This window comes from Croceitalea rosinachiae (assembly GCF_031846445.1).
GTDB classification, from domain to species: Bacteria; Bacteroidota; Bacteroidia; order Flavobacteriales; family Flavobacteriaceae; genus Croceitalea; species Croceitalea rosinachiae.
The window spans coordinates 218,124-242,789 of record NZ_JAVRHR010000001.1 but is presented as its reverse complement, the minus strand read 5'-3'; the positions used below and the strand labels follow the sequence as shown (position 1 = coordinate 242,789).

Below are 24,666 nucleotides of genomic sequence, written 5' to 3'. Positions count from 1 at the left end.
AATGATGACGAAGAAATCTAAAAAGAAGCTGTTCAAAATTTTCGGTATCGTGCTGCTTATGCTCGTAGGGCTGCTTATAGCCATTCCTATTTTTTTAGAAGGTAAGATCGCTGATATCATTAAAAATAAGGTCAACCAAAATATTAATGCTTCCCTTGATTTTGAAGAGGCCAATTTGAGCCTTATAAAAAGCTTTCCGGATGCATATGTAGATTTGAAGGGAATCTCGCTCATAAATAATACTCCTTTTGAAGGAGATACATTGTTTTCTTCGGGTGATTTGGCCTTAGAAATGTCAATTAAAGAATTGTTCAAAGGCGCTGATGAACCCATTGCCATTAAAAGCTTAAAGTTGGATCAAGCAAAGTTGCATATAAAAGTAGATGTTGAAGAAAATACGAATTACGATATTGCAAAAGATGATACAAGTACAGCTACAACATCTGAAGATTCCAGTTCATCTAATTTCACCTTTGACCTTGAATCTTATGAAATCAATAATACCGAAATCATTTATGATGATTTTGCCACTGGAATGCATTTGGTCCTTAGTGAAATGAACCACTCAGGTTCAGGAGACTTATCCTTAGAAGATGCACAATTGCAAACTAAAACAGATGCACTTGTTTCGTTTCAAATGGATAGCACTAAGTATCTGAACAACAATAAGGTTTCTTTAGACGCGGTAATAGGCATTGATTTGAAAGAAAGTAAATATACTTTTCTTGAGAATAAGGTCTTGGTGAATCAATTACCACTTGTTTTTGATGGTTTTGTGAAAGTAAATGAAGACAACCAAGAAGTAGATATTACGTTTAATACCCCATCTTCAGATTTTAAAAATTTCTTGGCAGTTATTCCAGAGGCCTATTCAGCAAATATTGAAAATGTAACTACAACGGGTAATTTTGAGGTTGCTGGTCAGTTTAAAGGTATTGTTGATGAAGAACATATTCCAGCATTTGATATTCAAATTAATTCGCAAAATGCTTCATTCAAATATCCTGATTTGCCTAAAACGGTAAAGAACGTATTTATTGATACTAAAATTAAAAATGAATCAGGTATTACAGAAGACACCTATGTCGATATCAACAAGATTTCATTTCAGATTGATGAAGATATTTTCAATTTGAACGCCGATATCAGTGAACTTTTGGGCAATACCAAAGTGAACCTTCATGCAGATGGTAAAATGAACCTAGCAAATATATCTAAGGCATATCCCATTACGATGGATTTAGATCTATCGGGAGTTTTAACTGCTGATATGACTGCGGCTTTCGATATGGTTTCAATTGAAAAGAAGCAGTATGGGAATACGAAGACAAATGGGCAACTTAACCTCTCAGATTTTAAATATAGCTCAGAAGAACTTAAAAACCCTGTAGCCATAACTAAAGCAGGGGTTACCTTCAACCCGAATACGGTGACGTTGAATTCTTTTGAAGGTAAAACTGGTCAAACCGATTTTAAAGCTGATGGTACCATTACCAATCTTTTGGGTTTTTTATTTAATGAAGAGAATGTTGAGGGTAATTTTAAATTAAGGTCGGATACTTTTGCTCTAAATGATTTTATGATGGAAGAATCAGAATCGGAAGAGAGTCAAGATAACCCAACATCACAGCAAGAACGAATAAAAATACCTTCGTTTTTAGATGCCACCATTGATGCCTCAGCTGCCACGGTCATTTATGATAATTTGAATTTAAAAAACGTATCAGGGCAATTGATTGTCAAAGATGAGGCAGTCAAATTGCAAAATTTAAGCTCAGAGTTATTTGATGGAAAATTGAATATGAATGGTTCAGTCTCTACTAAAGGGGATATTTCGACTTTTGATATGACCTTAGGTATGGATAGCTTTAAAATAAGTGAATCCTTCAAGGCACTTGATTTGTTTAGGGTATTAGCACCTGTTGCACAGGCATTGCAGGGTAAGTTAAATTCTGATTTTAAAATATCAGGAAACCTAAAGGACGATATGACTCCAAACTTATCTACCCTAACCGGTAATTTGGTTGGAGAATTACTTTCTGCCAAGATATCTACCAAAGACGCCTCTGTTTTGACGGCCCTAAATAACAGTGTCACTTTTATTGATTTAGATGCGTTGGATTTAAAAGACTTGAAGACCGCGCTTTCTTTTGAAAATGGAAGAGTTTCGGTAAAGCCTTTTTCGCTCAATTATAAAGATGTCGCCATTAAAATTGATGGTAGTCATAGTTTTAATGAGCAATTAGAATACCAAGCAATATTAGACGTGCCAGCAAAATATTTGGGTGATGAAGTCAATGGATTAATTGCTAAAATTGATGATTCGAGTTTAGAGGGCTTAACGATACCAGTGACAGCAAGTATTGGAGGTACTTATGCTAGTCCAAATATTTCCACTGATTTAAAGTCTGGGGTAACCGATTTGACCAAACAACTGGTTGACATCCAAAAACAAAAACTCGTTAATCAAGGTAAGGATACCGCCAAAGACTTATTGGGCGGATTACTAGGCGATAATAAAGACTCAACAAAAACAGATTCAACAAAAACTTCAGCTTCCGATGTGCTAGGAGGTTTATTGGGCAATAACAAAAAAGATTCAATTGTAAAGGATTCTACAAAACAAAATGATGCTGTAAAAGACGCTGCTAAAAATCTCTTAGGTGGACTTTTAGGTGGCAAAAAGAAGAAAAAAGATACGGTAAATTAAGCGACTTGTTGCCCTTTGTTAATTTTTTAAAGCGTTATAAACTAACTTTTCTAATCTACCATCAATCTCTTGGTTATGTGGTGATTGTAAAACCTGTCTGAGTTGAATGACAACTAATTTATTGGAAGGGTCAATCCAAAAGGTAGTACTGAAAGCACCTCCCCAACTATAGGTGCCATTAGGTCTTGAAGTTTCACCCTCTGCGACATGAAAACCATAACCAAAACTTCCTGAACCCCAAGGAAAGGTAATGGTGTCTAATTGAACTTCATGCATGGCTTGTGCAGTTTCTGGTTTCAATATTTCACCGTCGCCAAGCTTTCCATTGTTAAGCATGGCTTGACAAAATAAAAAATAGTCTCTTGCAGTGCCTGTCATTCCACTACCACCAGATAAATATTTTTTTGCCCCTTTTGTAGGGTAATTTGGGATGTAAAAAGGACCCATGTTTTCAGGTGCTTGAACGATTTCACCGTCTTGACCACCTAAAAATACTTTGGCCAATTTCGGAGTAAGCGAATCATTGAAATAAAAATCGAGTCTTTCAATTCCTATAGGTTTAGTGATATTTTCACGAATATAATCATCCAACTCCATGCCTGAGGCAACCTCGACCACGCGACCCAAAACGTCAGTATTAAGACCATACATCCACTGCGTTCCTGGTTCATGCATAAGAGGTAGGTCACCTAATTTACTTGCTGTTTCTTTAATGGTTATTGGTAAATGTGTGCTCAGGTCAGGCACGCTATGTTTTGCTAAAATAGCCCCATTTAAACTTGGGTTCATAAATCCGTAGGGTACACCGGCAGTTTGGGTCAATAGTTGCCTTACGGTTGGACTGTTTTTTGAAGAAATACTCGTCCAAGTAGTATCTACAGGATTAAAATCAGTCAATATTTCAGTCTCTATAAATGACGGAATATATTTGCCAACAGGGTCATCTAAATTTAATTTGCCTGCTTCTACTAATTGCATCGCAGCGACAGAAACTATGGGTTTTGTCATTGAGGCCATTCTGAATAAATGGTCTTTTCGATAAGGTTCCGTTTTAGTGGAATCTGACCAACCCACTTCAGATTCGTAAATAATTTTCCCATTTTTGGCTATTAATGTAACAGCTCCAGGATACTTTTTTGCTTCAACAAACTCCATAACCATTTCGTCAATTTTGGATAGGCTGTCCGTTGCCATTCCTAGTTCTTCAGGAGTAGCAAATTGAAATTTTTCTATTGCTACAACTTCCTTTTCCTCCGTTCTGCAAGACGATAAAAGAAGAATAACAAGCAATACTTGTAGTGTGTTTGATAGCTTCATATCGTTTTTGATAAAAAATAAATTTAGTTGATGTCAATTCCCACATAAAAGCCTTCACTACCGCGAATATTGAAAACGGTATTGTCTTCAAAGATGAGGTATTGCCCTTTTATACCTTTTAAGACTCCTTCAAAAGAAGGTATTTTGTCCAAGTTTAGACTCTTGACTTTTTCTGGATACCGCAGCACCGGAAATTCCAAATTGGTTTCTGCGTTTGAAGTTATAAAATATTCGGAGGCTTCCTCAGGAATATGGGCTTTCAATTTTTCACGCCATTCCATCAAATTCAAATCTTCAATGTCATTTTGCAACATTTTGCGCCAATTGGTTTTATCACCAACATGGTCTTTTAAAGCTACCTCAGTAATGCCAGCTAAATATCGGTTGGGTACTTCTACAATTTCAATAGCTTCATGGGCGCCTTGATCTATCCAACGGGTTGGTACCTGGGCCTTTCGGGTCACGCCAACTTTTATATTGCTTGAGTTTGCCAAATAAACAATGTGAGGTTGTAATTGCATTCTTTTTTCGTACTCTAAATCACGGTCTTCTTTGTCTAAATGTGCGGTGCTCAGTTCAGGCTTCATGATCCAATCACCAGCTGCTGGGGTTTCATAAAAACAAGTTTTACAAAATCCTTGGCGATAAATTTTACGGTCTCTACCACAATTTAAACATTGAAATTTTATGAATTCAATTTTGAGGGACCTGTTTAAGACTTGATTAAAGTTGATGAAGTCATTTTCAAAAATCAAAAAGTATTGAATAGGATTTCCCATTTCCGTCCGCATTTTACGCAAAACACCTTCGTATAACATATACTGTTTTTCTAAATAATGAATTTGTATTTTAGCTAAGACCAATCGTAGTCTTAAGGACTAAATATACCCAAAATGCCGATACCATTATTCAATTCTATTGCATCATGGCTACTCAAAAAGCGATTTCATCAAATTGAACTTTTTTTGAAGTATCCGCATGATGTGCAGAAAGAAGTTTTGATGCAACTAGTGGCTTTTGCAGAAAGCACAATTATAGGGAAGCAATATGGCTTTGATACGATTAAATCTTATGAAGAGTTTGCGGGGAGAGTGCCCATTCAAAACTACGAAGCTTTGGCACCTACTATTGAACGCACGCGAAGGGGAGAACACAATATTTTTTGGCCCACACAAATAAAGTGGTTTGCAAAAAGCAGCGGAACGACCAACGCTAAAAGCAAGTTTATTCCCGTTAGTACTGAGGCCTTGGATGATTGTCATTACAAGTCAAGTAAAGATTTATTGTGTTTGTATTTGAATAATAATGAGAATTCGCAATTGTTTACGGGTAAGAGCTTGCGTTTGGGTGGTAGTAAAGAACTGTATGAGGATAACGGAACTTTTTTTGGGGATTTATCCGCGATTCTGATTGATAACATGCCCCTTTGGGCAGAGTATAGTAGCACGCCAAGCAGCAAAGTTTCTTTAATGAGCGAATGGGAGTCTAAACTTGAAGCGATTATTGAAGAAAGTATTAAGGAGAACGTAACAAGTTTGGCCGGGGTACCTTCATGGATGCTTGTGCTCTTGAACAATGTTATTGAAAAGACGGGGAAGAATCACTTATTTGAAATTTGGGAGAACCTAGAAGTTTATTTTCACGGAGGGGTTAGTTTTGCGCCCTATCGCGAGCAGTACAAAAAATTACTGCCTCGAAAACGTTTCAATTACTATGAGACATATAATGCTTCAGAGGGATTTTTTGCAATTCAAGACAGAAACAATTCTGAAGAGCTATTATTGATGCTGGATTACGGTATTTTCTACGAATTTATACCTATGGACACTTATGGGTTAGAGTCAGAGAAAGCAATTCCACTATGGGAAGTAAAAACAGCCGTTAATTATGCAATTATCATTACTACCAATGCTGGACTTTGGCGTTATAAGATTGGCGATACGGTTCGTTTTACTTCATTAAACCCTTATCGCATACGTATTACAGGTAGAACCAAGCATCATATCAATGCCTTTGGTGAAGAGTTAATTATTGAGAATGCAGAAGAAGCTCTAAAACAGGTTTGCATGAAAACTGGTGCTGAAATAAAGGAATATAGTGCTGCGCCCATTTTTATGAAAGATAATGAAAAGGGAGCTCATGAATGGATAATTGAATTTCGAAAACATCCAGAAAATCTAGGATATTTTACAGAGTTTTTAGATAATGCACTAAAGGCTTTGAATTCTGACTACGAAGCAAAGCGTTACAATAATATTACCCTTAGAATGCCAAAAGTTCATATTGCGCGTAAAAACCTTTTTTATGATTGGTTAAAAACCCAGAATAAATTAGGAGGGCAGCACAAAATTCCAAGATTATCCAATGAGCGCGGTTATATTGAAGAATTATTAGAAATGAACTCCTTACTTACTCAAATTTAAAGTTTATTCTACTATCCATGGTGGCCGTAGCACACCAATGCACCTTTTGTATCTGATGGTTTTAACCTTAGTATGAGGCTTGGTCATTGATTAAGAATATAGTTATTTGGGTTTGTCATACAATAATATATTCAGTTTATACAGAATGATGAAATTTTACGAAAACGTTTTCGTAAAATTGTACCACTCATCGGACAAAACAGAAATTGAACCAATAAATATGGAATTCTGTCGTTAATGATTGAAGTTTGGTCTCAATAGTTCCCGATTCTTATAAACGATTAATACCAAACAAATTAAAGTTATGGCAGAAAAATTACTTGTTATTTCAGACATGTGGGGCGTAAAGAAAGGCCTTTGGATTACTTCTTATTTTGGTTACTTACAACAGTACTTTGATATTCAATTTCACGACTGTCAACAGCTGGGCAATATTGATGAGTTGGTCAATACCAAAGAAAACTTGCATAAAGCATTTATTAATGGTGGCATTGATACAGCTGTCGCACATCTATTAAAAAAAGAAACTGATCCATGCCATGTTTTAGCATTTAGTACAGGTGGGACTATCGCTTGGAAAGCAGGCTTAGGGGGTCTTCCTATAAAATCACTCACTGCAGTATCACCAACACGGATTCGTTTTGAAAATGAAAAACCAGATTGTGATATTAACCTGGTGTACGGAGAATGTGATGAATTTAAGCCAGGGATGATATGGACCAAGCAAGTTGGGGTAGATTTGAATGTTATACCAAATTTTGGTCACGAACTCTACTCTGATGAAAAAATAATTGCAGAAGTATGCAAAGGTCTTTTGAAAAAAGTTATGCATAAAGAAAGCACAGGTCAGGTGGAAAAACAGTATAAAAAAGGGGCCTAATTAAGCCCCTATATAACCTCTTTATTTTTTATTCTTAATTAAGAAACCGCTTTAAGCTTTTTAATGGTTTCGTAAGATAGTTTTTCTTCAGCATATGCTTTTGTTACTTTAAAGTCTTTGTCTTCACTACTAGGCAATGTAAACATGGCATCGGTAAAAACTGCTTCACACAACGACCTCAAACCTCTAGCTCCAAGTTTGTATTCTACGGCCTTGTCTACAATGTAGTTTAAGGCCTGCTCCGTAATGCTAAAAGTGATTTCGTCCATAGCAAACAATTTCTCATATTGCTTGATAATAGCATTTTTGGGTTCCGTTAGAATAGCCCTCAACGTTTTTTTGTCTAAAGGATTCATATGTGTAAGTACTGGAAGGCGACCAATGATTTCAGGAATCAAACCAAAATCTTTTAAGTCTTTTGGGATAATATATTGTAGAATATTCTCATTGTCTAGTTTGTCTTCAGCTTTTGAAGCACTATAACCAACCGCCTGCATATTCAATCTTTTGGTAATCATACGTTCAATACCATCAAAAGCACCTCCAGCAACAAAAAGAATATTTTCCGTGTTTACTTCAATAAATTTTTGATCAGGATGTTTTCTACCACCCTTAGGCGGTACATTAACAACAGTGCCTTCCAAAAGCTTTAAAAGCCCTTGTTGCACACCTTCGCCTGAAACGTCTCGAGTAATTGACGGATTATCACTTTTACGAGCAATTTTATCAATTTCATCTATAAAAACAATACCTCGTTCTGCTTTTTCAAGATTGTAATCTGCAGCTTGCAATAGTCGAGTAAGAATGCTTTCTACATCCTCACCTACATAACCAGCTTCTGTTAAAACCGTGGCATCAACAATTGCCAATGGTACGTTTAGCATTCTGGAAATGGTTTTTGCCATTAAAGTTTTGCCAGTACCTGTTTGGCCTACCATGATGATATTGCTTTTTTGTATTTCTATCTCATCATCATTTCCCTTAGCCTGCAAGAGTCTCTTATAGTGGTTATAAACTGCAACAGAAAGTACTTTTTTGGTACGTTCTTGCCCAATAATGAAGGTATCTAAGAAATCTTTTATTTCAATTGGTTTCTTTAAAACCAATTCGGAAGAAAGGTCATTGGTCTTAGATTGTTTAGATTCTTCAGCAACTATACTATGGGCTTGTTCAATGCAACGGTCACATATATGCGCATCTAAGCCAGCAATCAGTAGATTGGTTTCTGGTTTTTTTCTTCCACAAAATGAACATTCTAAATTTTCCTTTGCCATACCTACATTTAAAGTTCTTCTTCATCTAAACGAGAAAAAACAGTTTTTGGTTTGTTTTGCCCTTTTGACTTGCTAATTCTCTAGGTTACTTTGTTCGGGGTTTTTATCTTTCCCTTACCAAAATTTCATCAATCATACCATAGTTTTTAGCCACATCAGCTTTCATCCAATAATCACGGTCACTGTCTTCATAGACTTTATCATAGGTTTGACCAGAATGATTTGCAATAATGGTATAAAGTTCTTCTTTTAATTTTAGAATTTCTTTAGCTGTAATCTCAATATCACTAGCTTGCCCTTGAGCACCACCCATTGGTTGGTGAATCATCACTCTTGAGTGAGTGAGTCCACTGCGTTTTCCTTTTTCACCTGCACAAAGCAATACTGCTCCCATAGAAGCGGCCATTCCGGTACAAATGGTCGCTACATCAGGTTTGATGAATTGCATCGTATCGTAAATACCTAAACCAGCATAAACACTTCCTCCAGGAGAGTTAATATATATTGAAATATCTTTAGAGGCATCTGTACTTTCTAAAAATAACAACTGCGCCTGAACGATATTGGCGACTTGATCATTGATACCTGTACCCAAAAAAATGATTCTATCCATCATTAGTCTAGAAAACACATCGAATACTGCAATATTCATTTGACGTTCTTCAATAATATTGGGCGTCAAATTAACAGGATACATACTGCTTACGATTTTATCGTAATACATGCTGTTAATACCTTGGTGCTTTGTAGCGTAATTTTTAAATTCTTTTCCGTAATCCATAGGATTTTTTCGCTTGATTTTTTATACAAAAAAGGTTCTGAAACAGAAAATTTCAGAACCGTAAAGATACATATTATTTAGTACGTTTATCCGTAAACCTCTTTGACAAAGTTCTCGTAGCTAATTTCTTTAACCTTAAGATTTGCTTTCTCTTTGAAGAGTGTTAAAAGTTTCTGGCTCATTAATTGTTCAGACATCCGTTTAACTTCATCTTGGTTGCTCATAACTCGTGTAGCAATGTTTTCAAGTTCTTCTTCTTGAGGGTCTAAATGACCATATTGCGCCATTTGCGATTTAATAAAACCTTTGGCGAATTCTTTTAGCTCATCAAATTGAACGGACAAATTATTATCATTAAGAATTTTGCTTTCTATCAATTGATAACGCAATCCTTTTTCTGATTTTTCATACTCTTCTTTAGCTTGATCATCAGAAAGTGGATTTTCGCCACTCACCTGAATCCATTTTTTTAAGAACTCTGAAGGAAGGTCAAATTTAGTATCTGCAATCAATTTTTCAGTAACATCATTCAAAAGCTTTTGGTCAGCTTGTTGCTCAAATTGTTTTTCAGAATCTTCTTTGATTTTTTCTTTCAATTCTTTTTCAGAAGTGACCTCATCTTTTCCGAAAAGTTTATCAAATAGTTCTTGATTTAAAAGAGCAGCTTCTCGTTCATTGATTTCCTCAATGATGAAATCTACTTCAATATTCAGTTTTTCTGCTTTTTCACGGTCTATTCCCAATGCCGCAGAAAGTAAATAATCTTCTTTGAATAGCCCTTTGGTTTTAAGAGAAATGGTATCTCCTGCTTTTTTTCCTAATAAACTGTCAATTGCTTTTTTATTTTTAATCTTGTCAAGTTCAACAGTAGTTTTATGTTCAATTTCTTCAGCTTCGTTCGTGAAGGTTCCGTTGACTTCATTACCTTTTGCAACTTCAGATTTTGAGATAATTTTACCGTATTGCTTTTGAATACGTTCCACCTGTTCATCTACCATTTTTTTGTCTGCAACTATCTTATACTGGGTAGTTGCTTTCTTTGTTTTCAACTGCACATCAAAAGAAGGAGCAAGGCCTAATTCAAATTCAAAAGCGAATTCTTCAGACTCCCAGTTAAAACCGTCTTGTTGTTTTGGAAGTGGGTTTCCTAAAACATCCAATTTTTCTTCTGTAAGATATTTGTTCAAATTGTCTTGTAGCAATTTGTTTACTTCGTCAACTAATACGGCTTTTCCATATTGTTTTTTTATAAGCCCCATAGGTACTTGACCTTTTCTGAAACCAGGTATATTGGCCTGTTTTCTATAATCTTTTAAAATCGTATCAACCTTTTCTTGGTAATCATCTTTTGTGATGGCTACTTTCACAACTGCATTAAGGTCGTCAATCTGTTCTTTTGTAATATTCATCTATTTGCTGTTTGCTTTTCTAGAAATGGGAGGCAAAAATACTATATTTTCTTCTGCTCAACAAGTTTTTAATTGGTTGTAAATCAATTAAAAAACTTACTTCTTTTTGTCTTTCTTCAAAATTGAAAATAAAATAGATTGCAAGAAGGAAAGTAAAAAACTAAAAGCAAGAGCCCACCAAATGCTACTAACTCCAAAACCTGTAATAAAATAGTCAGCCAACATAATAATGATGGCATTGATGAACAGTAAAAACAGACCAAAAGTTACAATGGTGACCGGTAATGTCAAGATTACCAAAATTGGTTTGACCAAAAAGTTTAATAGGCTTATTACAATGGCAACAATAATTGCGGTAATATAAGAATCAACTGTAATACCAGGTAAAATATTAGCCAGAATGATAACGGCCAACGCACTCAATAGAATTCTTAAAATAAATTTCATTTTATTAGGGATTTTAATACAAAGGCACCGCAAAAACGGTGCCTTTGTATAAAATGTGTCAAAATCTTCTTATTCGAGATACAACCCAGTAAAATCTAAAGGGTTGACTCCAGGTAAGTTTGAGCCATATTTAGCGTTAATGGCTTCAACATGGGCATTTGCCAAAATGGCATACCCTCTTGGTGATGGGTGAACCCCATCTAAAGAAAAACCACCCCCAGTGCCAAAATCTGTGGTCACAAAACTTCCGTCTGCCAATGGAAAACCACTTTCACGAATACCATCAAACAATGAGTTGGCATCAACAAAGGCAATATCATATTGAGTGGCCAATGCCTCAATGACTTGATTGTAAGCTGCAAGGGCCGAATTGGCAGTGGCCTGTTCTTCTGGTGTTAACACCCATTGATCTGCTAATGGAACCGCTACACCATTGATTGAAGTTGGATCAGCAGGATTCGCCAATGTTCCGATGAAGGAGCTCGAAGTTAATACTAAAAAGTCATCAGCCGTAGTTTGTCGCATGTTTATGAGTGCAGGATTAACCGCGGTCAAATCAGTCAAGTCTTCATCTATAATGACTGCAGCATTAGTTGCACCAGCCTCAAAAGATATGGTTCGTTGGGCTAATTCCTCAGCCGTAATCAAGCCCAAAGCTTGTACTTGTGCCAAACCTCCATTATAAGCTGCATAGGCACCATTTACCAATTCAGCCGTTGCTGCATCTAATGGAATAGGATTGTAAGGTACGGCAGTCAAATATGGTATGCTGGTGACATCAGGTAAATTGGCAATAACACCTTTAGCCCCATTAGCTGTCATTGTTTGAAGAATGCCATCAATAGAACCAGCAACTACGTTGACGTCTGAAATATCACTACCGCCATATGTAGATGGATCTAAATTTCCGCTTTGGTCAGTTCCCGCGCCACCGGCAGCGACATAGCCTAAAACATCATTGTTTCCGATCCAAAGCGAAAAGAAGGTAGCGTTCTGTGCTGCTGCATCCTCTAATACAGTGGTATTTGGGCTTGATGCAAAGCGCGCAAAATATGGATTGGCGGCACCTATGGGCACCCCAGCTAAATTACCATAACCTGGTGCTAACAAATGATAACTCTTCGCCCCAGGAACACCCACATTATTGAATGTGCCAGAAAGTACATTTGAGATTTCAGTTGCCCCTTGCCCCTCTAAAGGCACAGGAAGGGGAGAACCAGTTGCAAATGAAAGAATAAAACGATTTCCTAAAATGGGTTCACCACCTAAAGTAGCACCACCTAAATTATCTGCCATAAAAGGAATGTTGAACGCCCCTCCGCCAGCTAAGGCAAAATTACCTGCCAACATATTTGGATACGAATTCTCTTGACCGTCAACGAAAAGCGCATTGTCAGAGAAACCTGCGGTCAATGAATTACCTAGGGCAACATAATTTGAAAAATCTGCCGTACCGCTTGTATATACTACTGGGTCCGGGGCCATGGTCATATCATCTACAACAGCATCATCATCATCAGAGCAAGATACGGATAGGAGTCCTAAAAATCCAATAAGGGAGAGGAACTTTTTCATATAGAAAGTATTTGTGTTAGTTTAAGTTATCGTTAATACAGTGTTTCCAAAACTAGAAGAAAATTACCATACTTACAATAAATGGGGTGAAAAAATTATGCATGCATAATAAATTCGGGTAAATTTTAACGATTTAAAAAAGTTAAGACCTTGACAAAGAATTCTTTTGGGTTTTCAGCATGCAGCCAATGCCCTGCATTTGATACAGTGTCAATAGTCGCTTTAGGAAAGTGCTTTTTAATGGAGTCAAAATCATTTTTAAGAATATATTCAGAATTGTCACCTCTTAAGAAAAGAGTATCTCCATCAAAAGTATCTAGAGCCTGGATGTTTTCACCAATCTCTTCCATTCTATCTTTCAATACCTCTAAATTAAATCGAAAATCTAATTTTCCTTTTTCAATCCAATATAGATTCTTCAATAAGAATTGTCGAATTCCAAAATTCGTCAAGTGCTCGCTCAGTCTTTTATCTGCTTCTGTTCTACTTTTAATTTCTTCAAAATTCAAGCTAAGTAAACCATTGATAATTTCTTGGTGATGTGGAGGATAATATTTAGGGGCGATGTCAGCTACAATTAGTTTTTCAACCTTTTCAGGATAAGAACAAGCAAATTGCATAACGGTTTTGCCGCCCATTGAATGCCCTAATAAAATACCTTTTTGAATATGGTAATGAGCCATATAATAATGCAAATCGCGTGACAACAGTTCATAATCAAAATCATTTGATTGAAAACTTTTGCCGTGATTACGTTGGTCAATTAAATGTACTTGAAAACCTGCCTCGGCAAATTGATTCCCCAAAGTCTTCCAATTGTCAGACATGCCCAGAAAACCGTGTAGTATTAATAAGGGGCTTCCATCACCAAGTATTTTTGAGTGCAGAACTTTCATTTTTCCAAACGATGTAAGTACATAGGTATAACATTCTCCAATCCCAAATAAAGTGATTCACAAATTAAGGCATGACCAATAGAAACTTCTAAAAGATTGGGAATATTTTCTTTAAAAAATTTAATATTCTCTAAACTTAAATCGTGACCGGCATTGATGCCCAACCCAACTTTATGAGCTATTTTGGCTGCTTCAGTGAATATGGCAATCTTATTTTTATGCCCTTGAGCATAATGATGCGCATAGCTTTCCGTGTATAGCTCTATTCTATCAGCTCCCGTATTTGCTGCTGCTTCTACCATTTTCGTATCTGGATCTACAAAAATAGATGTTCTAATTCCTTCAGACTTAAAGGTCTTTATTACTTCTTTTAAAAAGACAGCATTCTTAACAATATCCCACCCTGCATTTGATGTAATAGCATCTTCTGCATCGGGTACAAGGGTAACTTGGGTTGGCTTCACCTCTATAACAAGATCGATGAATTTTTGTACTGGGTTCCCTTCAATATTAAATTCTGTATTGACCACATCTTTTAAATCGCGAGCATCTTGATAGCGAATATGTCGTTCATCTGGTCTTGGGTGAATAGTTATACCCTGAGCACCAAATGACTCAATATCTCTTGTGGCTTGAATCAAATTGGGTACATTGCCACCTCTAGAGTTGCGCAGGGTGGCTAACTTGTTAATATTGACACTTAATTTAGTCATATCTTTTTTTCAAAGAGAATGGCAAAAATACAAATTAGGCACGCCTTTTGCGATATATAAATTTGTATTTTGCACAAGAAAATAAGCTTATGCACATTCAAGACCAAATATTAAAAACCTTGCCTGTTTTTGAAGTTTCTGAAACTTTGAAGAAACCCATGGTATTTTTTGAGGACACAACATTTTCACATGTTGCAGTGGTAGAGAATGGTGTTTTTTTAGGATTGCTATCTGAAAATGACCATGACTGTTTTGAGGGAAAGAAGAAAATAGAAAATTTTAGATATGAGCTTGAATCTTTTTTTGTCACGGTAGAGGCTTCTTGGTTAGATGTTTTAGAAAAGTTTGCCAGAAATGAGGCTAACATATTACCTGTTTTAGATGAGGTTAACCGTGTATTGGGTTATTATGATCTAAACGATATTGTGTCTGTATTTATAGGTACACCTTTTTTTACGGAACCTGGGGGTATTCTTGTAGTTTCGAAAGGAGTTAAGGACTATTCATTTAGTGAAATTGCGCAAATTGTGGAGAGTAATAATAATAAGCTGTTAGGTGCCTTTATAACGGAAAGCTTTAATGATGTGATTCAAGTTACCTTAAAGGTAAATGCTTCTAATCTAAACGATATCATTCAATCTTTTAGAAGATATAATTATACAATTTTGTTTGGCAATAATGATGATCAGTTTATGGAAGATTTAAAAGAGCGCTCAGATTATTTAGATAAATACCTAAACGTATAGCGATGAAGATTGCCATTTACGGTCAATCTTTTCAAGGCCACGATATTGCATGTGTTTTTGAACTATTGGATGAACTTACTAAAGTGTCCGCTGATGTTGTAATAGAAGAAGAATTTGTTCACCTTCTTGCAAAAGAACATTCTCCTCAAGATTTTAAGACTTTTTCACTTAAAAAAGGTTTAGACAGTTCGTTTGATATGTTTGTGAGCTTTGGTGGTGACGGTACTATGTTGAGGGCGGTTACCTATGTGAAAGATTTGGGCATTCCTATTGTAGGGGTCAATACCGGTAGATTAGGGTTTCTATCCACTTTTAAGAAAGAAGATGTACGAAAAGTAGTTACTGAATTTGTTGTAGGTGCCTTTTCTATAGAAGAACGGAGTTTGGTAGAAATTTGTTTAGATAGTGAATTCCAAGAATTTGGAGACCTGAATTTTGCTTTAAATGAGATTACGGTTAGTAGAAAAGACACTACTTCAATGATTACTGTTGAAACTTGGCTCAATGATGAGTATTTAACTTCATATTGGGCAGATGGCTTAATAGTTTCTACACCAACCGGTTCCACGGGATATTCGCTAAGCTGCGGAGGTCCGGTAATAGCACCAACTGCCAAATCATTAGTTTTAACACCAATAGCCCCACATAATCTCAATGCCCGTCCTTTTGTGATTTCGGATGATACTAAAATTAGGTTAAAAGTATCTGGGCGAGAAGACAATCATTTGGTGTCTCTAGATTCTAGAATAGCTACCATACCTAATGGAAAGGAAATTATCATTCAGAAATCATCTTTTTCTGCTAAAATGATTGAATATAAATCTGAAAGCTTTCTTAAAACACTTCGCAATAAATTACTTTGGGGTCAAGACAGGCGCAATTGATCTTTTTCTAAACAATAAATAGAGGTAAATACTGTTTTACAATGAGAACATAATATGATGATATAGCCCATTCAGTGCATTCTAATTGTTATATTAGTAAGTCTTATTTATGAGAATATGTATTGTAGCTTTTTTACTGGCAATATCTACCTTAAATGCTCAAACTTATGAGATTGGACTATTTGCTGGAGGAGCGAATAATATTGGTGATGTAGGAAGAACAAATTTTATTTTACCTTCTGGAGCGGCTTATGGTGCGTTATTCAAGTGGAATAAAAGTAAACGATATGCTTTTAGGGCAAGTATTTTAAGAGGTAATTTTAAAGCTGATGACACCAAAAGCAGTATGCCATCAAGACAACAAAGAGGTTATCTAGTAGAAAATTCGGTTTTAGAATATTCTTTAGGGCTTGAATTTAACTTTGTTGAATACAACTTGCACAAGTTGGGTCCTGCTTTTACTCCCTATCTATATACAGGTCTCACTTATTTTAGATATGATTTTAACTACATTGATGCACTACAGGTGCAGGATATTAACCAAAAAGATGGTAGTTTCGCGATTCCAATGACAGTTGGAGCCAAATATCGGTTAAGTCAAGTGCTGATTTTAGGCGCTGAAATAGGTGCTCGATACACTTTTACAGATAATTTGGATGCCAGTAATCCTGAAGGTTCTAATTTTGAACAATTTAGATTTGGTAATATTTTAAGTGACGACTGGTACGTATTCTCGGGTATAACATTAACGTATACCTTTGGTCGTAAACCCTGTCAAGATTGTTTTGAGTAACAAATGAGCAACTTTACCGAAATTGACGAAGCAAGATTGCCTCAGCATATTGCCATCATAATGGATGGTAATGGCCGTTGGGCCAAGGAGCGCGGTAAACTTAGGGTTTTTGGTCACGAGCATGGTGTAGAAGCTGTACGTGCTGTAGTCGAAAGCTGCGCTAGATTTAATGTGAGTTATCTTACCCTTTACGCTTTTTCGACTGAGAATTGGAATAGACCAAGGCTTGAAGTTCAAACTTTAATGCGAATTTTGGTCTCTTCGTTACGCAAAGAACTTAAAACTTTTAACAAAAATAATATAAAGTTAAACGCCATTGGTAATATAGAATCTTTGCCAAAAAAAGCTGCTGATGAATTAAATGAAGTCATTAAAAAGACTTCTGAAAATAACGGAATGACGCTTACTTTGGCCTTAAGTTATGGTGCCAGAGAAGAACTTAAATCGGCTATAAAACAGATAAGTGCCAAAGTTAAAAATAATATAATTTCACCAGATGATATTGACGAAGCCATTATAAATACTCATCTTTACACGCATGACTTGCCAGATGTAGACTTGCTTATACGAACAAGTGGGGAGCACAGAATAAGTAATTTTTTACTTTGGCAAATTGCATATGCCGAATTATATTTTATTGACGTATTTTGGCCCGATTTTAGTGAGCAACATTTGGTAGATGCAATTATCAATTACCAGAATAGAGAACGACGATTTGGAAAAACTAGCGAACAACTCAATTAAAGGGTTAAAAAGAATTACTTCATATAACAAACTTTTACTTCTACTTTTTTTAATCACCCAGGTAACCTTCTCACAGGAAACCTCCCTAGAATCGGGGAAGCAATACATTTTGGGTGGATTGGAAGTATCGGGGTTACAGAGTTACAATGAGCAAACTGTTAAGACCTATACAGGTCTTAGGGTGGGTCAGCCGATTACTGTTCCTGGAGAAGAAATCAGTTCTGTTATCAAAAAACTTTGGGGGCTCGAACTTTTTTCTGATGTAGCAATGTATCAAACCAAGATTGAAGATGATAAAATATTTCTTGAACTTAATATTTTAGAACGTCCAACACTTTCTAAAGTAACAGTATATGGCATAAAAAAGCGAAAAGTACAAGGCATACTTGACGATACCGACCTTAAAAAAGGTAAGAAAATTACAGAAAGCTTAATAGCCAACACAAAAGGATATTTAGAAAATAAGTACAGAAAACAAGGCTATTTAAATGCTAAAGCGATCATAGTTACCGCCAAGGATACTTCTGGAACGAATTCAGAAAGTATGGTCATTAATGTTAAGAAAGGTGACAAGGTAAAAATTAGTCAAATTGTTTTTAGCGGAAATGAAAAACTTAAAGCTAAACGGCTGAAAAAAGCTTTGGGCAAGGCAAAAATTAGAAAGAAAAAACTAGGGGCGTTCTGGCAACGTTCAAAGTTTATGGAAGATGAGTTTAATGAAGGCCTAAAAAATATTGTAGATGCATATGCAGAAAAAGGATATAGAGATGCCAGGGTAGTTTCAGATACTTTCATAAAAGTAAATGAAAATAATATTAGATTGGAAATTGGTGTTGAGGAAGGAAGGAAATATTATTTTGGAGATATCAATTTTGTTGGTAACTCAGTCTACCCCGATCGTGCCTTAAGTCGAGTATTGGGAATTAGAAAGGGGGAGACCTACAATGGGGTTTTACTTAAAAAACGAATAGCTGACGATAGTAAACCCGATGCTCAAGATTTGACCAATCTTTATCAGAATAATGGATATCTTTTTTCAAGCATCAATCCTGTTGAGATTTCAGCAGTAAACGATACTATTGATTTTGAGATTCGAATTATAGAAGGTAAAGAGACCTTCTTAGATCATGTCACCGTTGTTGGAAATGATAAGACAAACGATCATGTTATTTTTAGGGAATTAAGGACTCGTCCAGGTCAAAAGTATAGCAAAGACAATATTGTTCGTAGTGTTCGTGAACTGGGGCAATTAGGATTCTTTGATGCAGAACAAATAGTTCCGGATATCGAAAATCCGGATCCAAACTCAGGTACTGTTGATATCAAATATAGTTTGGTCGAAGCAGGTTCTAGTCAAATCGAACTCCAAGGTGGTTACGGAGGTGGCGGCTTTATAGGTACATTAGGGTTATCGTTCAGTAACTTTTCACTCCAGAATATTTTTAAAGGAGAAGCGTATAAGCCAGTTCCAATGGGTGATGGTCAGACTTTTGCTTTAAGATTACAGGCAAGTCAGACTTTTAGGGTATACAGCTTAAATTTCTCGGAACCTTGGCTTGGGGGTAAAAAACCCGTTAGATTTAATCTGTCTTTCTCTAGAACCCAACAGTTTGCTTCAAGCTTTAATACAAATGGACAAATAGAAAGAGACAGAAATAGAGGTTTTTCAATTACAGGAGTTTCAGCCGGTTTGGCCAAGCGTGTTCAATGGCCAGATGATTATTTTACAATTTCACACTCGTTAGGTTACCAACTATATGAATTTAATGACTATAATATTGGTCTTTTTAATTTTGGTAACGGTCGCTCAAATTCCCTTACCTACACTTTGGGAATTTCCAGAAGTTCTCAAGGACCAAGTAGAATATTTCCAATGACCGGATCCAATTTTGAAATAACGGCTAAGTTTACTCCGCCTTATTCTTTGATTTCAGGAAAAGACTTTAAAGCAATTAGTAATAGCATTGATGAAAAAAGTGAACGTCTTTTTGAAATCGGACAAAATCCTGCTACAATACAGGAGCAACAAGAGTTTCAGCAGCTTCAAGGAGAGATAGAAGACTTAGAAGAAGAACGTTTTAAGTGGTTGGAGTACTATAAAATCAAGTTTAAAGGAGATTGGTACACGAATTTAGTTGGTAAGTTAGTGTTGCGAACCAATGCAGAATTCGGGTTTTTAGGTAATTATAACAATGATATCGGCGATGTGCCATTTGAACGTTTCTTTGTTGGTGGAGATGGCTTGGGTAATTTTACTTTAGACGGAAGAGACGTAGTTCAACTTCGTGGTTATGAGAACAGTTCTTTGACGCCTTTTAATACTAATGCAATTAGTGGACAGCAGCAGCAAGATGGAGGTGTAATTTACAATAAATTCTCTATGGAGTTACGGTATCCATTAACATTGAAACCTTCAGCTTCTATCTACGCGTTGAGTTTTCTTGAGGCTGGTAATGCGTTCAACAATTTTAACGAGTTTAATCCGTTTCAGTTAAAGAGATCAGCTGGAGTGGGGCTACGTATTTTTATGCCAGCTTTTGGACTTTTAGGAATTGACTTCGGTTACGGCTTCGATGAAGACCTTAGACCACAATCAATAGGCAACGGGCCTAGCGGATGGCAAACCCACTTCATTATTGGTCAGCAGTTTTAATCAAAATGGAATATTCTGCAATACGCAAATGGTTTAATTAATTCATTTTAAGTTATTTATGTATTTTGGCACGATATTTTCTATGTAATTAGCGGATTTAAAAATGAAGACAAAATCTTTTTTAGCTCTTACCATTTTATTGGTTTCGATGTACAGCTTTGCACAGCGTGGTGTAAGAATTGGATATGTTGACATGGAATTTATTTTGGAGAATGTAGAGGAGTATCGCGAGGCAACCGAACAACTCAATATAAAAGCCAATAAATGGAAGCAAGAAATTGAGCTCAAATTGAGTACAGTTGATCAAATGAAAAAAGACTTAATGGCGGAGAAAGTCTTGCTTACAGATGAGTTGGTTGCTGAACGAGAAGAAGAGATACAAATATTAGAAACCGAAGTTTTAGATTATCAACAAGATCGTTTTGGTCCCCAAGGAGATTTGGTATTACAAAAACAGCTGTTGATTCAGCCTATTCAAGATCAAGTTTTTGTAGAGGTTCAAAAAATCGGAAAGAATAAAAAATATGATTTTATTTTTGATAAATCAGCAGATGTTGTAATGTTGTACTCCGAAAAAAGGCATGACATTAGTGACCTGATTTTAAGGGAAATAGGAAGGACTCGAAAAATAAGCAAGTCTAATAAAGATAAGAAGCTTGCAAAAGAGCTAAAAGATTTTCAAAATCAAGAAGCTGAAGAAAACAAAGAAATCAGTGATGCTTTAAGAGAAAGACAAGAAAAGGCGAGTACGGACAAAGAAGCAAGAGCAAAGGCGGCGGCAGATAAAAAGGCGGAACAGCTAAAATTAAGGGAAGAGCGTAAGAGGGCATATGAAGAGAGAAGAAAAAAGTTGCTTGAAGAACGTGAGGCTAAACGTAAAGCCAAACAAGATGAGCGAAAAGAAATTGTTAAGGATTCAACAAATCGATAATAAAAACTAGACACTAAAAATTTAACACTCAAAATTAAAGTTACTTAGAATTATGAAAAATGTAAAGAAGATTGTTGTGGCGATGTTACTGTTTGTAACAGTTACAAGTTTTGTGAACGCCCAGAGCAAAGTGGCACATATTAATGTTACAGAGCTATTGCAACAAATGCCAGAGATGATTGCTGCGCAAGCAGAGTTGAAGAAACTACAAGAGACCTATAGAGCTGATTTGCAAGGCTCAATGACTGAATTTCAGAATAAAGCTACGTTGTATCAAAATGAATCCACTGCGAAGTCAAGAGAAGAAAATGAAAAGAGAGCTCTTGAGCTTCAAGAAATTCAAAAAAATATTGAAGGAGCAGAACAGGCTGCAATGCAGGAAATGCAAAAGAAGCAAGCTGAACTCTTTGCTCCTATTTCAGATAGAGCAAAAGCAGCTATAGAAAAAGTAGCCGCTGCACAGGGTTTTGATTACGTCATGGATTCTACTCAAGGAGGCGGACTTATAGTAGCAAAAGGAAAAGACCTTTTACCTGAAGTAAAAGTAGAGCTAGGCTTCTAGTACAAATAAAGAGTTTATTAAAAACCGCCGGTGGCTGAGAGCAGTCGAAGCCCGGCGGTTTTTTTATATTTGATAATGAACAATCCTATTGGTGTTTTTGACTCTGGTGTTGGTGGTACTTCTATTTGGAGAGAGATACATGGTTTATTGCCCAAAGAAAGTACTATTTATTTAGCTGATAGTAAAAATGCCCCTTATGGCGAAAAGTCCAGAGATGAGATTGTTGAACTTTGTATAAAAAATACAGAACTTCTACTTCGAAAGAAATGTAAAATTGTTGTCGTAGCTTGTAATACGGCGACAACTAATGCTATTGATTATCTCAGGTCGAATTATGATATTCCTTTTATTGGTATTGAACCTGCCATAAAACCAGCTGCACTGCGGACTAAAACTAAGAAAGTTGGTGTTTTGGCCACAAAGGGAACGCTGTCTAGCGGTTTATTTTATAATACTTCAAAACTATATACAGAAGGAATAGAAATTATTGAACAAGAAGGAAAAGACTTAGTTAAATTGATAGAATCAGGAGAAGTTAGGTCTAATGAAATGAAGACTTTGTTGCAAGTCTATTTAAAACCCATGTTGTTAGCAAATATAGATTGTTTGGTTTTAGGATGTACTCATTACCCTTATTTGATTCCGATATTAAGAGAAATACTACCTAATCAAGTGAAGATTATAGATTCGGGCGAAGCGGTTGCTAGACAGACAAAGATTATTCTTGAAAAGAATAATCTTTTAAATCAAGAAAATAACCAATCAATTGAGAATATTTTTTACTCCAATGCCGCTAGCACCAAAGTATTGTCATCTTTATTAATGGAAAATAATTATCAGGTTTCTCAACTCGATTTTTAAGTATTTTTTCTCTGGTAAGTTAAATAGGTGAAATCGAATTGATGTTTATCATCTTTCGGATGATATTCTTCTTGAATCAATTCCCAGTATTCAAGATCGATTTCTGGAAAAAAAGTATCTGCTTTAACTTCGGCATGTACTCTGGTCAATTCTATTTTAGTAGCGTAAGGCATTGCTTGATGATAAATTTCACCACCTCCAATAATATATGATTTAGCGTCAACTTTTACTAGAGAAATTGCTTCTTCCAAAGAATGAACCAATGTGCATGGAAATTTTGGTTTATAGTCTTTAGACCTTGTAATTGCTATATGCTCTCTATTGGGTAAAGCTTTTGGAAAACTCTCTAAAGTCTTTCTGCCCATAATAATTTTATGGTCAGTGGTAAGAGTCTTAAAACGTTTAAAATCATCTGGTAAATGCCAAGGTAAATCATTGTTGATGCCAAGTGCATTATTTTCTGCCGCTGCCGCGATAATAATTATCTCACTCACTCTTTTTTTTTATTGATTTTAGAAAGTGGAAAATCGGTTTCTATTTCTTTTTGAAGTTCGGCGATTCGACTTTTTTGTTTTTCTACCAATCTCTCCCGTTGCTCTCTTTCCCATTCTTTACCCATAAATTGATGGGTCACAAAAACATTAAATGCATGGAAGACAAACAAAAACGCCCAAGCTGTTATTGCCCAAATAAACCAATCATAGTTTTCACCAAATTTCAAGATTTTATTAATAAGTACTAGAAAAACACTTCCAATAAGAAAGATGACAAAATGGGAAAATAAACGTTTTTTCTGCCGGATGCGTTTTTGGGCATTCTCAAGTAATTCGTGTTGCTGAATATCCACGACACTCTTTTCTTTATTCTTAAAAAACATTTGTCACTATCTTTATAAACAAAGATACTAGATTACCGAATAACCTTATAAAATGAAAGAAATACGTAAAAAGTTCCCGGTTTTACAACAACATATTTACGCAAATACTGCGGCTACCGGGCTTTTGTCTGAAGACCTGTTGGAATGGAGACAAGAGCATGATTTAGATTATTTGATTGGAGGTAGTATGATGAAAATGAATTCAAATAAAATGCATTCGCAAACTAGAAAGGTAGTAGGCGATTTTTTTAATTGTCCAGCAGATAATGTCGCTTTAGTACCCAACTTTACCATTGGTTTAAACTTTCTTTTAGAAGGGCTGGATAAAAGGGAAAAAATATTGCTTTTAAATGGTGACTATCCCTCACTAAACAGGCCATTTGAGAGTAGGGGCTTTGAAATTATTACTTTGGATATGACTTCTGATGTTGAAGAACGTATTTACCAAACGATAAAGAACAAGTCAATAACCGTAATCGCAATTAGTGTGATTCAATGGTTGAATGGTATAAAGGTTGATTTGGAGTTTCTTAAGAAATTAAAGTCTGAGTTCCCTGATTTATTGATTATTACTGATGGCACTCAATTTTTGGGCACTTCTAATTTTGATTTTTCTTCTTGTGCTATAGATATTATCGGGGCAAGTGCTTACAAATGGCTATTGGCTGGGTTTGGAAGTGGATTTTTATTGATAAAAGAAGGGGTAGAAGAACGATTTTCGTTGGTTAGTGATGGTTATGGATCTGGTCGAAATAATAGGGAAAATCGTCATAAGAGAACTTTTTGTAAGCATTTAGAGCCTGGGCATCTTGATTCTTTAAACTTTGGAAGTCTAGAATTTTCATTGAATTTTTTGAATCAAATGGGGATGAAAAATATTGAAGAAAAATTAGTTGCGCTATCAATTAAGGCAAAAGAAACTTTTACTGAATTGGGCCTTTTGGAGGAACCTGTTGTTCGTAGAGAAGTGCATAGCACTATCTTCAATATTAAAGCTAATCAGGCCGTTTTTGATAAACTGTTGCAAGAAAATATTATCATGGCCCAAAGAGGTGACGGAATTCGGCTAAGTTTTCACTTCTATAACACCTTCGATGAGGTAGATGCCATCGTAAAAATTCTTAAAAAAATGAATTAGCTTGAATTAACAACTAAATTATTCGTGGTTTTTTAGCAAAGTCAAGATTACA

At 35.8% G+C, this 24,666-nt stretch carries 23 protein-coding genes; 12 read left to right on the top strand and 11 right to left on the bottom strand.

Translation table 11 applies throughout. The features are described from left to right. Positions 1 to 4: 4 nt before the first annotated feature. Complete coding sequence (locus tag RM706_RS01140; RefSeq protein ID WP_311349184.1) at positions 5 to 2,710, top strand: AsmA family protein; 2,706 nt, start codon at positions 5 to 7, stop codon at positions 2,708 to 2,710. A gap of 18 nt (positions 2,711 to 2,728) precedes the next feature. Here RM706_RS01140 and RM706_RS01135 read toward each other — a convergent pair whose 3' ends face one another. Together RM706_RS01135 and RM706_RS01130 are read right to left on the bottom strand one after the other, a co-directional pair. Beyond that, positions 2,729 to 4,027: a serine hydrolase domain-containing protein gene (locus RM706_RS01135; RefSeq protein WP_311349183.1), complete on the bottom strand. Its 1,299-nt coding sequence runs from the start codon at positions 4,025 to 4,027 to the stop codon at positions 2,729 to 2,731. Between the two features lie 23 nt (positions 4,028 to 4,050). After that, complete coding sequence (locus tag RM706_RS01130) at positions 4,051 to 4,845, bottom strand: DUF2797 domain-containing protein (protein WP_311349182.1); 795 nt, start codon at positions 4,843 to 4,845, stop codon at positions 4,051 to 4,053. Between the two features lie 75 nt (positions 4,846 to 4,920). Here RM706_RS01130 and RM706_RS01125 point away from each other — a divergent pair, with 75 nt between their 5' ends. Beyond that, a complete protein-coding gene (locus RM706_RS01125; RefSeq protein ID WP_311349181.1) occupies positions 4,921 to 6,450 on the top strand; it encodes a GH3 auxin-responsive promoter family protein in 1,530 nt (509 codons plus the stop codon). A 304-nt stretch (positions 6,451 to 6,754) separates the two neighbouring features. After that, a complete protein-coding gene (locus RM706_RS01120) occupies positions 6,755 to 7,330 on the top strand; it encodes an alpha/beta fold hydrolase (RefSeq protein WP_311349180.1) in 576 nt (191 codons plus the stop codon). 38 nt (positions 7,331 to 7,368) lie between these two features. On the opposite strand, the gene clpX is transcribed toward RM706_RS01120, so the two are convergent. The 7 genes from clpX to RM706_RS01085 all read right to left on the bottom strand — a co-directional run bounded on the left by clpX (position 7,369) and on the right by RM706_RS01085 (position 14,425). Then, positions 7,369 to 8,604, bottom strand: a complete 1,236-nt coding sequence (gene clpX, locus RM706_RS01115; protein WP_311349179.1) for an ATP-dependent Clp protease ATP-binding subunit ClpX — start codon at positions 8,602 to 8,604, stop codon at positions 7,369 to 7,371. A gap of 103 nt (positions 8,605 to 8,707) precedes the next feature. Continuing rightward, positions 8,708 to 9,385 carry an ATP-dependent Clp endopeptidase proteolytic subunit ClpP gene (clpP, locus tag RM706_RS01110; RefSeq protein WP_311349178.1) on the bottom strand — a complete coding sequence of 226 codons (678 nt, stop codon included), beginning with the start codon at positions 9,383 to 9,385 and terminating at the stop codon, positions 8,708 to 8,710. A gap of 86 nt (positions 9,386 to 9,471) precedes the next feature. Then, on the bottom strand, positions 9,472 to 10,794 hold the full coding sequence (tig, locus tag RM706_RS01105; RefSeq protein WP_311349177.1) for a trigger factor: 1,323 nt from the start codon (positions 10,792 to 10,794) through the stop codon (positions 9,472 to 9,474). A 96-nt stretch (positions 10,795 to 10,890) separates the two neighbouring features. Next, positions 10,891 to 11,241, bottom strand: coding sequence for a phage holin family protein (locus RM706_RS01100; protein WP_311349176.1), 351 nt, complete (start codon positions 11,239 to 11,241; stop codon positions 10,891 to 10,893). 69 nt (positions 11,242 to 11,310) lie between these two features. Continuing rightward, positions 11,311 to 12,816: an SGNH/GDSL hydrolase family protein gene (locus tag RM706_RS01095; protein WP_311349175.1), complete on the bottom strand. Its 1,506-nt coding sequence runs from the start codon at positions 12,814 to 12,816 to the stop codon at positions 11,311 to 11,313. 125 nt (positions 12,817 to 12,941) lie between these two features. Beyond that, positions 12,942 to 13,712: an alpha/beta fold hydrolase gene (locus RM706_RS01090; RefSeq protein WP_311349174.1), complete on the bottom strand. Its 771-nt coding sequence runs from the start codon at positions 13,710 to 13,712 to the stop codon at positions 12,942 to 12,944. Beyond that, positions 13,709 to 14,425 carry a pyridoxine 5'-phosphate synthase gene (locus RM706_RS01085; RefSeq protein WP_311349173.1) on the bottom strand — a complete coding sequence of 239 codons (717 nt, stop codon included), beginning with the start codon at positions 14,423 to 14,425 and terminating at the stop codon, positions 13,709 to 13,711. The genes RM706_RS01090 and RM706_RS01085 overlap by 4 nt, the downstream gene beginning before the upstream one ends. Positions 14,426 to 14,514: 89 nt before the next feature. Between RM706_RS01085 and RM706_RS01080 the strand changes: the two genes are divergently transcribed. The 8 genes from RM706_RS01080 (at position 14,515) to murI (ending at position 22,599) form a co-directional block, all read left to right on the top strand. Further along, positions 14,515 to 15,171, top strand: a complete 657-nt coding sequence (locus tag RM706_RS01080) for a CBS domain-containing protein (protein WP_311349172.1) — start codon at positions 14,515 to 14,517, stop codon at positions 15,169 to 15,171. Positions 15,172 to 15,173: 2 nt separating this feature from the next. Continuing rightward, entirely contained in the window at positions 15,174 to 16,055 is an 882-nt protein-coding gene (locus RM706_RS01075; protein ID WP_311349171.1) for an NAD kinase, read from the top strand. A 109-nt stretch (positions 16,056 to 16,164) separates the two neighbouring features. Next, positions 16,165 to 16,848 (top strand): type IX secretion system protein PorG, encoded by a 684-nt coding sequence (gene porG / locus RM706_RS01070; protein ID WP_311349170.1) that lies wholly within the window; start codon positions 16,165 to 16,167, stop codon positions 16,846 to 16,848. A gap of 3 nt (positions 16,849 to 16,851) precedes the next feature. Further along, complete coding sequence (uppS, locus tag RM706_RS01065; RefSeq protein ID WP_311349169.1) at positions 16,852 to 17,592, top strand: undecaprenyl pyrophosphate synthase; 741 nt, start codon at positions 16,852 to 16,854, stop codon at positions 17,590 to 17,592. Continuing rightward, positions 17,528 to 20,245: a BamA/OMP85 family outer membrane protein gene (locus RM706_RS01060; protein ID WP_311349168.1), complete on the top strand. Its 2,718-nt coding sequence runs from the start codon at positions 17,528 to 17,530 to the stop codon at positions 20,243 to 20,245. Before uppS ends, RM706_RS01060 begins: the two co-directional genes overlap by 65 nt. 103 nt (positions 20,246 to 20,348) lie before the next feature. Then, positions 20,349 to 21,176, top strand: coding sequence for an OmpH/Skp family outer membrane protein (locus RM706_RS01055; RefSeq protein ID WP_311349167.1), 828 nt, complete (start codon positions 20,349 to 20,351; stop codon positions 21,174 to 21,176). Between the two features lie 52 nt (positions 21,177 to 21,228). After that, a complete protein-coding gene (locus tag RM706_RS01050; protein ID WP_311349166.1) occupies positions 21,229 to 21,738 on the top strand; it encodes an OmpH/Skp family outer membrane protein in 510 nt (169 codons plus the stop codon). A 75-nt stretch (positions 21,739 to 21,813) separates the two neighbouring features. Beyond that, positions 21,814 to 22,599 (top strand): glutamate racemase, encoded by a 786-nt coding sequence (gene murI / locus RM706_RS01045; protein WP_311349165.1) that lies wholly within the window; start codon positions 21,814 to 21,816, stop codon positions 22,597 to 22,599. Here murI and RM706_RS01040 read toward each other — a convergent pair. Both RM706_RS01040 and RM706_RS01035 read right to left on the bottom strand, forming a co-directional pair. Further along, entirely contained in the window at positions 22,596 to 23,093 is a 498-nt protein-coding gene (locus RM706_RS01040) for a dihydrofolate reductase (protein WP_311349164.1), read from the bottom strand. The two genes, murI and RM706_RS01040, sit on opposite strands and share 4 nt — an antisense overlap. Further along, positions 23,090 to 23,476, bottom strand: a complete 387-nt coding sequence (locus tag RM706_RS01035) for a 2TM domain-containing protein (protein WP_311349163.1) — start codon at positions 23,474 to 23,476, stop codon at positions 23,090 to 23,092. The genes RM706_RS01040 and RM706_RS01035 overlap by 4 nt, the downstream gene beginning before the upstream one ends. A 52-nt stretch (positions 23,477 to 23,528) precedes the next feature. Between RM706_RS01035 and RM706_RS01030 the strand changes: the two genes are divergently transcribed. Continuing rightward, positions 23,529 to 24,614 (top strand): aminotransferase class V-fold PLP-dependent enzyme, encoded by a 1,086-nt coding sequence (locus tag RM706_RS01030; protein ID WP_311349162.1) that lies wholly within the window; start codon positions 23,529 to 23,531, stop codon positions 24,612 to 24,614. The last annotated feature ends 52 nt before the right edge of the window (positions 24,615 to 24,666 follow it).

Coding starts and splice junctions, on each gene's coding strand:
- RM706_RS01120 (WP_311349180.1), top strand. CDS start 6,755: ATGGCAGAAAAATTACTTGTTATTTCAGACATGTGGGGCGTAAAGAAA.
- murI (WP_311349165.1), top strand. CDS start 21,814: ATGAACAATCCTATTGGTGTTTTTGACTCTGGTGTTGGTGGTACTTCT.
- RM706_RS01090 (WP_311349174.1), bottom strand. CDS start 13,712: ATGAAAGTTCTGCACTCAAAAATACTTGGTGATGGAAGCCCCTTATTA.
- RM706_RS01060 (WP_311349168.1), top strand. CDS start 17,528: ATGCAATTATCAATTACCAGAATAGAGAACGACGATTTGGAAAAACTA.
- clpP (WP_311349178.1), bottom strand. CDS start 9,385: ATGGATTACGGAAAAGAATTTAAAAATTACGCTACAAAGCACCAAGGT.
- RM706_RS01075 (WP_311349171.1), top strand. CDS start 15,174: ATGAAGATTGCCATTTACGGTCAATCTTTTCAAGGCCACGATATTGCA.
- RM706_RS01080 (WP_311349172.1), top strand. CDS start 14,515: ATGCACATTCAAGACCAAATATTAAAAACCTTGCCTGTTTTTGAAGTT.
- RM706_RS01055 (WP_311349167.1), top strand. CDS start 20,349: ATGAAGACAAAATCTTTTTTAGCTCTTACCATTTTATTGGTTTCGATG.
- RM706_RS01030 (WP_311349162.1), top strand. CDS start 23,529: ATGAAAGAAATACGTAAAAAGTTCCCGGTTTTACAACAACATATTTAC.
- RM706_RS01125 (WP_311349181.1), top strand. CDS start 4,921: ATGCCGATACCATTATTCAATTCTATTGCATCATGGCTACTCAAAAAG.
- RM706_RS01050 (WP_311349166.1), top strand. CDS start 21,229: ATGAAAAATGTAAAGAAGATTGTTGTGGCGATGTTACTGTTTGTAACA.
- porG (WP_311349170.1), top strand. CDS start 16,165: ATGAGAATATGTATTGTAGCTTTTTTACTGGCAATATCTACCTTAAAT.
- RM706_RS01100 (WP_311349176.1), bottom strand. CDS start 11,241: ATGAAATTTATTTTAAGAATTCTATTGAGTGCGTTGGCCGTTATCATT.
- tig (WP_311349177.1), bottom strand. CDS start 10,794: ATGAATATTACAAAAGAACAGATTGACGACCTTAATGCAGTTGTGAAA.
- RM706_RS01035 (WP_311349163.1), bottom strand. CDS start 23,476: ATGTTTTTTAAGAATAAAGAAAAGAGTGTCGTGGATATTCAGCAACAC.
- RM706_RS01135 (WP_311349183.1), bottom strand. CDS start 4,027: ATGAAGCTATCAAACACACTACAAGTATTGCTTGTTATTCTTCTTTTA.
- RM706_RS01130 (WP_311349182.1), bottom strand. CDS start 4,845: ATGTTATACGAAGGTGTTTTGCGTAAAATGCGGACGGAAATGGGAAAT.
- RM706_RS01095 (WP_311349175.1), bottom strand. CDS start 12,816: ATGAAAAAGTTCCTCTCCCTTATTGGATTTTTAGGACTCCTATCCGTA.
- RM706_RS01085 (WP_311349173.1), bottom strand. CDS start 14,425: ATGACTAAATTAAGTGTCAATATTAACAAGTTAGCCACCCTGCGCAAC.
- clpX (WP_311349179.1), bottom strand. CDS start 8,604: ATGGCAAAGGAAAATTTAGAATGTTCATTTTGTGGAAGAAAAAAACCA.
- uppS (WP_311349169.1), top strand. CDS start 16,852: ATGAGCAACTTTACCGAAATTGACGAAGCAAGATTGCCTCAGCATATT.
- RM706_RS01140 (WP_311349184.1), top strand. CDS start 5: ATGACGAAGAAATCTAAAAAGAAGCTGTTCAAAATTTTCGGTATCGTG.